Source organism: Actinophytocola oryzae (genome assembly GCF_004364325.1).
Lineage (GTDB): Bacteria > Actinomycetota > Actinomycetes > Mycobacteriales > Pseudonocardiaceae > Actinophytocola > Actinophytocola oryzae.
In genome coordinates this window covers 233,560-240,229 of the sequence record NZ_SOCP01000007.1, presented here as the reverse complement: position 1 = coordinate 240,229, position 6,670 = coordinate 233,560, and the positions used below count along the sequence as shown (strand labels likewise).

Annotated in this window: 5 protein-coding genes; all 5 read left to right on the top strand. The window is 74.3% G+C overall.

What is annotated here, in order from left to right:
• Positions 1-10 precede the first annotated feature (10 nt).
• From CLV71_RS20835 to CLV71_RS20820, 5 genes are read left to right on the top strand one after another with little or no spacing between them, the layout of a single operon-like run.
• Positions 11-256 (top strand): acyl carrier protein, encoded by a 246-nt coding sequence (locus CLV71_RS20835; protein WP_133904485.1) that lies wholly within the window; start codon positions 11-13, stop codon positions 254-256.
• Positions 253-1,473: a class-II aminoacyl-tRNA synthetase family protein gene (locus CLV71_RS47830; protein WP_166664188.1), complete on the top strand. Its 1,221-nt coding sequence runs from the start codon at positions 253-255 to the stop codon at positions 1,471-1,473. Before CLV71_RS20835 ends, CLV71_RS47830 begins: the two co-directional genes overlap by 4 nt.
• Positions 1,470-4,121: a condensation domain-containing protein gene (locus tag CLV71_RS20830; protein WP_166664187.1), complete on the top strand. Its 2,652-nt coding sequence runs from the start codon at positions 1,470-1,472 to the stop codon at positions 4,119-4,121. The genes CLV71_RS47830 and CLV71_RS20830 overlap by 4 nt, the downstream gene beginning before the upstream one ends.
• Positions 4,122-4,138: 17 nt before the next feature.
• A complete protein-coding gene (locus CLV71_RS20825; RefSeq protein ID WP_166664186.1) occupies positions 4,139-5,374 on the top strand; it encodes a threonine synthase in 1,236 nt (411 codons plus the stop codon).
• Positions 5,371-6,648 carry a condensation domain-containing protein gene (locus CLV71_RS20820; protein ID WP_133904482.1) on the top strand — a complete coding sequence of 426 codons (1,278 nt, stop codon included), beginning with the start codon at positions 5,371-5,373 and terminating at the stop codon, positions 6,646-6,648. Before CLV71_RS20825 ends, CLV71_RS20820 begins: the two co-directional genes overlap by 4 nt.
• Positions 6,649-6,670: the final 22 nt, after the last annotated feature.

Genomic DNA, 6,670 nt, shown 5'->3' with positions numbered 1-6,670 from the left:
AGCGAGCGAGATGGCGACAGTCACCACCGACGAGGCACGGGAGCGCATCCGCGCCTTCCTGTGCAGGCACACCGGGCCCGACCTGGCCGACACCGACGACTACTTCGCGCTCGGCATGGTGAACTCGCTGTTCGCCATGCAGCTCGTGGTGTTCGTGCAGAAGGAGTTCGGCCTGACCCTCGGGCCGCAGCAGATGGTCTTCGACAACTTCCGGACCGTGAACGGGCTCGTCCGGCTCGTCGGCGACGCGTCGTGAGCCCGACGGTCGGCACCAGGATCGCGCTGCGTCCGCCGGTGCCCGCGGCACTCGCGGGCGAGGTGGGGAGCCGGCTGCTGTTCGTCTCACCGGAGATCGTCGACTACGAGCTGGGCCCGGTCGGCGACGGCGACCTGCGCGAGGTGACGCTGTACTCCGACGGCCCGCTCGGCGCGGCCGTCGAGGGCAAGGTCCACGACATGCTCGACAACGACGTCCGCACCCAGCCCGCCGCCCCGGCAGGCACCGTGTGGACCTCCCCGCACGCCCCGGCCGACCGGGGCGACCTGTGGCCGGAGCTGTGCGCGGCAGGTGTGGTCCACGAGGCCGGGGAGGGTCAGGTCGCCATCGGCGAGCCCCTCCTGTCACTGCTGGAGGCCCTCGACGAGCTGGTCGTCGAGGCGCTGGCCGGGGACTTCACCGTGCACCGCTACCGGTACCCGACCCTGATCAGCACCAGGTCGCTGGCCAGGTCGGGCTACCTCGCGAACTTCCCGCAGCACCTGATGCTGGTGACCAGGCTGCGCAACGACGTCGAGGTGTACCGGCGCTTCCGCGACGAGCACGCCGGTGGCGACGGCCCCGGCGCCTCGGTGCTCGAGCTGGCGGGCAACGTCGACTACTGCCTGCCGCCGACGATGTGCTACCACACGTTCAGCCAGCTGAGCGGGACCGTGGTCGACGGCGACCCCGTGCACGTGGTGACCGCGCGGGGCAAGGCCTTCCGCTTCGAGGCGGGCTACGCCACGACGCTGGAACGGCTCTGGGACTTCACGATCCGCGAGATCGTGCTGATCGGCGGGCGGGACGAGGTCGTCGCCGCCCGCGAGCGGTTCATGCACACCGTCTTCGCGCTGGCCGAGGATCTCGGCCTCGCCGGGACCGCGCAGGTCGCCAACGACCCGTTCTTCGGCGCCACCGACACCCCCGCGCGGATCCTGAGCCAGCGGCTGCTGAGCCTGAAGTACGAGCTGCGCCTGCCGGTGGCCGCGGACCGGGACATCGCGGTCGGCTCGTTCAACCTGCACGACAACGCCTTCGGCACCACCTTCGACATCCGCGCCGGCAGCCACCGGGGTGCGCCCGTCGCCCACAGCGCCTGCGCCGGGTTCGGGCTGGAACGCCTCGCCTACGCCGTCCTGTGGCAGCACGGCACCGACCCGGCGGCCTGGCCGGAGCCCCTGCGGCGGTGCCTGCCGGGGAGTGGTCACCGGTGACGGCGGGAACCGCACCCGGCACGGCCGACACGACCGCCCACGAGGAGCTGCTGCGCGCGGTGTTCGCCGAGGTGCTCGGGCGTGACGACGTCGGTGTCGACGAGTCGTTCTTCGCCATGGGCGGGCACTCCCTGCTGGCCACCCGGCTGGTGCACCGGCTGCGCGCGGTGACCGGCACCGAGCTGGCGCCGACCGCGGTCCACGAGGCGCCGACCGTGGCCCGGCTCGCCGCGCGACTGGCCGCCGGCACACCCGACCGGCGCCCGCCGCTGACCGCCACGGCCCCGCACGAACGTCCCGACCTCGTCCCGCTCGCCCCCACCCAGCAGCGGCTGTGGTTCCTGAACCGGCTCCGCGGCGGCGAGGCCACCTACACGATGCCGTGCGCGTACCGGCTGACCGGCCCGCTGGACACCGGTGCCCTGCGGGCGGCCGTCGACGACCTCGTGGCCAGGCACGAGTCCCTGCGCACGGCACTGCCGGACTGGGGTGAGGGCCCCCGGCAGGTCGTGCTCGACCCCCACGAGGCCCCGGCCCCCGTCACCGTCACCGCGGTCACCGAGGGGGAGCTGGCCGGCGCGCTGGCCTCGGCCACCGCCGTGCCGTTCGACGTGTGCGAGCAGACGCCGCTGCGGGTGCACCTGTTCCGGCTGGCCGAGGAGCGGCACGTGCTGTTGCTGCTGGTCCACCACACCGCGTGCGACGGCTGGTCGCTCGCCCCCATGCTGACCGACCTCGGGGCCGCCTACACCGCTCGGCTCGCGGGGACCGAGCCGCGACGGTCCCCGCTGCCGGTGCAGTACGCGGACTACGCGCTGTGGCAGCGGGAGGTGCTGGGCGACGAGGAGGTCGAGCACTCGCTGCTGGCCCGCTCGCTGCGGTTCTGGCGCGGCGAGCTGGCCGGCATGCCCGACCGGCTGCGGCTCGACTGCTTCCGCGAGCGCCCCCCGGTGCTGTCCGACCGCGGCGCCTCGGTGGGGCGGACCGTCCCGCCCGAGGTGTGTGCCCGGCTCGCCACGCTGGCCGTCGAGACCGGGACCAGCGTGTTCATGATCTGCCACGCCGCGATCGCCGCCGCGCTGACCATCGCGGGAGCGGGCACCGACATCGCCATCGGCACCCCGGTCGCCGGGCGCACCGACCCCGCCCTCGACGAGCTGGTGGGTTTCTTCGTCACCACCGTCGTGCTGCGCACCCGAACCGACGGTGACCCGACCTTCCGGGAGCTGCTGGCGAGGATCCGCTGCACCGACCTCGCCGCGTTCGCCCACGCCGAGGTGCCGTTCGACCGCGTGGTGCGCGAGCTCAACCCGGACCGCTCCCCCGCCTGGCACCCGCTGGTCCAGGTCATGCTGGCCTTCCAGAACACACCGCAGGCCAGCCTGGAGCTGACCGGGCTGCGAGTGGCACCGGAGCCGGTGCGCGCCGAGTCCACCCGGTTCGACCTGCGCTTCGAGCTGGTCGAACGGCCCTCGGCAGGCGGGGGTACCGAGATCGCGGCGAGCCTCACCCACGCCGTCGACCTGGTCGGCGACGCCGACGCGGCCGCGCTGCTGGACCGCGTCACGACCCTGCTCGCCGCGGTGGCCGCCGATCCCGACGTGCGGCTGCGCGACCTCGGTGCGCCGAGGTCGCCGGGTCCCGCACCACGGGCCGTCGCGGTGAGCCGGGCGCGGGCCGCGTTCGTCTGCTCTCCGTACGGCCAGCAGTGGGTCGGCATGGGCCGCACGATGTTCCGGACCGAGCCCACGTTCCGCTCCTCGGTCGAGGAGTGCTCGGCCGAGTTCGCGAGGCACGCCGGGTTCTCCCTGGTCGACGAGCTGTTCCTGGACGAGCCCGACGCACGCACAGGCGACGTCGGGGTGATGCAGCCGGTGGTGTTCGCGGTGCAGGTCGGCCTCGCTCGCTGGCTTTCCGGGTCCGGGGTGGCGCCGGTGGCCGTGGCCGGACACAGCGTCGGCGAGATCGCGGCCTGCGTGATCGCCGGGATCCTGGACGTCCCGGACGCCGCCCGGCTGGTGCACCACTACAGCGACCAGCAGCGCAGGGTCGCCGGGCCGGGCCACGGGATGGCCGTGGCCGAGCTGCCGGTCGACGAGCTGGTCGGGCGGCTGCCCCCCGGGCACGGCCTGAGCGTCGCGGCGATCAACGGGCCGAGGACCACCGTGCTGGCCGGACCGGCCAACGAGCTGACCGAGGTGATCACCGCGCTGCGGGCCCGCGACGAGCTGTGCGCCCTCGTCCGGGTCGACCTGGCCGCGCACAGCCCGGCGATCGACGCCATCACCGACGACCTCGTCGCCGCGATCGGGACACTGAGCCCCCGCCGCAACCCGATCCCGATGATCTCCTCGGTGAGCGGGGCGGAGCTGGACTGGCGCACCGTCGACGCGGCGTACTTCGCCCGCAACCTGCGCCACACCGTCCGGCTCGCCGACGCCGTCGCCGTACTGCTCGAACGCGCCGACGTGCTCGTCGAGATCAGCGCCCACCCGGTGCTGGTGCCCGCGCTCCGCCAGTGCGCGAACGCCTCGGGAGGCGGCGCGGACGTGCTGGCCACCATGCGCAACGACACCGACGACGACCGGACCGGCCCCCTCACCACGCTCGCCGCGCTCACCGGCGCGGGCGACGTCCCGACCATCTGAGCTGCGACTGGAGCGTTGTGGACACCAACGAACGGCGGCACCCGACCCGGACGCCACCGGCTGCCGCACGCGGGGTGCACCTGGCCTGCCCGCTCTGCGGCTGGAGCGACGTCACCGGGTTCGTGCTGCAGTGCCCGGCCTGCTCGGGTGCCGTCGAGCCGGTCGTCGACCTCGACCGCGCCAGGGTGCGCGGACACGAGCGGCCCGAGCTGGCCTACCTCGACTTCCTGCCGGTCGACGAACACGACCTGCCGCCCGGCACGTTCAGCGTGGCCACGCCCTGCCGACCGGCACCCGCGCTCGGGGCCGCGATCGGGGTGCCCGGGCTGTGGGTCAAGGACGAGTCCCGGCAGCCGACCGGGACCACCAAGGACCGGTTCGCCGCCGTGGTGCTCGGCGTGTTCGCCCGCCTCGGGATCTCGACGTGGGTCGCCGCCAGCACCGGCAACAGCTCGACCGCGCTGGCCGCCGCGGTCCCCCGCGACGGCAGCGTGCGCGCGCACCTGTTCTGCGGGCGGGACTTCGTCGCCGAACACCGGATCGCGGTCGACGAGCACGTCACGCTGACCGTGGTCGACGGCACCTACGCCGAGGCCACCGCGACGGCCCGCCGCTTCGCCGCGGCACGCGGGCTGGTCTGGGAGGGCGGGTTCTTCAACTGGGCCCGCCGGGAGGGCCTGAAACTGACCTACCTGGAGGCCTACGACGAGATGGCCGCCGCCGGGGTGGCGCCGGACGTCGTGGTGCAGGCGATCAGCAGCGGGATGGGCATGATGGCCGCACGCAAGGGCACCGACGAGTACCTCCGGACCGGACGGCTCGCCCGCGAGCCCCGGTTCCTGATGGTCCAGCAGGACACCTGCGCCCCGATGGCACGGGCCTGGCGCGAGGGCCGGACCGAGCTCACCGACGACGACGTGGTGACCGCACCGGACGGGCTGGGCCGGGCCATCCTGCTCGGCGACGGCCGCGCGACCTACCCCTACATGCACCGGATCGCCGCCGACAGCGGCGGCGCCATCGTCGAGGTCAGCCAGGACGACCTGCGCACGGCCCGCGCCCGGCTGCTGGAGCTGGAAGGGCTCGACGTGTGCCACTCGTCGGCGGCGACGGTGGCCTCCCTGCGCAACGAGGCCATGGCGGGCCGGATCGGGCGCCACGAGGTCGTGCTCGTCAACCTGACCGGCAGGCACGGACTGGCGCGCACCGGTATGAGCGCCGCGGGCCACGGCGGGAGGGCGGGGGCGCGATGACCCTGCTCACCCACGGACAGCGCTCGGTGCTGCGCTCGCTGGTCGTCCACGGCGAACGCGGCCGGGCGGTGGCGAACCTGACCGCGGTGTGGGAGGTCCCGCCGGGACCGGACATCGCGCAGGTCGAGGACGCCTGGCTGCGGCTGGTCGCGGCGCACGAGTCGCTGCGCACCACGTTCGCCGCCGACGGCGACGACCTCACGGCGACCGTGCACCCGTTCGCGCCCGCCGGGGTGGGCAACGTCGAGGTCGAGGACGGCGCCGACCCCGCGGCACAGGCCGCCGCCATCGGCGCCGTGCTCGCCGCCGAGCCCATCGACATCGCCACCGGACCGCCGTGGCGGGCGGTGCTGACCACCGAGCTCGGTGACCCGGTGCACCTGGTCGTCGCGATCCACCACGTCGCCGTGGACAACGAGGCGCTGCGGCTGCTGGAACCCGCGTTCCTGCGTGCCGTGGACGGTGACCCGGTGGCCGCGGAGGTCCAGCCCGCCGACCTGGCGGCCGTCCAGTCCGCGAGCGCCGACTCCCCCACACTGCGGCACTGGGTCTCGGTGTGGCCGGACCTGGAGCCCGCCGACCGCGACCCCGCCGACCCCAGCCCCCGGCGGCGGGCGTCGCTCTACAGCGTCGAGGCCCTCGCGGCGACCAGGCGGGTGTGCGAGCGGCTGCGGGTCTCGGTGCAGGCGGTATTGCTGGCGGTGGGCGCCGTGGCACTGGGCCGGGTCGAGGGCCGGGACCGGCTCAGCATGGCGTTGATGGCGGCCAACCGGCTCGACCCGAGGTGGGCCGGGCTGGTCGGCTCGCTCAACCAGTACGCCCCGGTCACCATCGACCTCGACGGCGGCAGCCACCCGGACGAGTTCGTCGCGGCGGTCTACCCGCTGTGCCTGACCGCCTATCTGAACGGCAGCTACGACGTCGATGCCCTGGGTGCCGCCCTCGCCGAGGCGGGCATCGAAGACCCGGACCCGACGGCGTTCGCCAAGCACTTCAACTTCCTCGGCCCGGTCGACACCGAGCCGGAGGAAGGCTCCGCGCTGCGCACCGGGGTGTCCTGGCGCCGCTCCAGCCAGCGCACCGGCCCCAACCTGCACCTGGCGATCGCGATGGGCGACGGGCTGCTGATCGGCGTCGGCGCGAGCGAGGCCTGCCTGCCGGGTGACGCGCCCGCCGAGGTGGCCGCCGCGATCGAGGCCGGGCTGCTGAGCCTCGACCGAGGGGACGCGGCGACCCTCGCCGAGCTGGACCTCACGCCGCTGCGACCGGTGTGAGGTGTGCCGAGAAGGCAGGGAA

What these genes read in the sequence shown, in the direction of transcription:
- CLV71_RS20835 (WP_133904485.1), top strand. Translation starts at nt 11, where the DNA reads ATGGCGACAGTCACCACCGACGAGGCACGGGAGCGCATCCGCGCCTTC.
- CLV71_RS20820 (WP_133904482.1), top strand. Translation starts at nt 5,371, where the DNA reads ATGACCCTGCTCACCCACGGACAGCGCTCGGTGCTGCGCTCGCTGGTC.